The organism is Streptomyces viridosporus, assembly GCF_002078235.1.
Lineage (GTDB): Bacteria > Actinomycetota > Actinomycetes > Streptomycetales > Streptomycetaceae > Streptomyces > Streptomyces viridosporus.
Map to the genome: position 1 here is coordinate 1 of NZ_MSGP01000707.1, position 889 is coordinate 889.

1 pseudogene is annotated in these 889 nt (G+C 66.7%); it reads right to left on the reverse strand.

The window, feature by feature from the left end:
* Positions 1 to 628: 628 nt before the first annotated feature.
* Positions 629 to 889 (reverse strand): annotated as a pseudogene (locus B7L92_RS36210) (DUF2690 domain-containing protein); the annotation flags it as partial.

Sequence of the window (889 nt, forward strand, 5' to 3'; positions counted from 1 at the left end):
GCACCCGCAGTGGGTGCCCCGGCACGATCGGATCACGTCGGCGGCCGGAACGGGCAGCGGTGGCAGCGGTACCACCTTCCGTGGCCGAACCGTTCGCCCGGTGCTGGAGAAGATCTCGTGCGCCCTGTCGTGTTTTCCGGCGTTCGCTGCCTCCCGGTGGGCCTCGGCACTGGTCCACTCGAAGTAGTCGAGACGCGGGTGCCGTCGGCGCTCAGGAGCAAGTGGGCTGAGAGGGCCCCGAGGCAGCTTCCTTCGCCGGGCACACAGATGGCGGTGTCCCCGAAGCGCTCGCCGCCCCCGCCCGCCATGCCGGAAGCCGATGTGGTGCCCCCTGAACTCGACGACGAGGTCGCGCGGGGGTGACTCGGCCGTGCTCTCGAGCCGGTCCCGGGGAGTCGAAGGTNNTGTCGTTGTCGATGGTCTTCGCTGCTCCGACGATGGGCAGGCCGCCGTCGTCCGAAAGCGACCGGGCCGCCCTATGACGTTCTGTGACCGGTGTACAGGTCGGTGGATCCGGATACCGCGGGCCGTACCAGGGGTTGGAACAACTCCCACAGCTCATCCGGCACCAGCCGCTCAACAAATCCCACGGCAACAAGCTGTCGAACAAGCCACACGAGGTGACCTGTTAGTACCACTTCTTCGTGCACGCCCAACTGCCGCCGACGCCGTCGTAGTGCTCCACGCAGGGGCGGGTAGCAAGGTCGGCGTTCACCATCTTGGTGTACGCCGGGTAGTTCGGAGACGCGTGGAACACGTACGGGTTGCCATTTTTGATTTCCAGCTTGCCCCTCCAGTTGGAGTTCGCAGCGGATTCGAAGCGCGCCCACACGGCGTTGCACTTCTTCGAGTACCGCATCTGAACGGCCGGCCCGCCGCCGGCCGACCG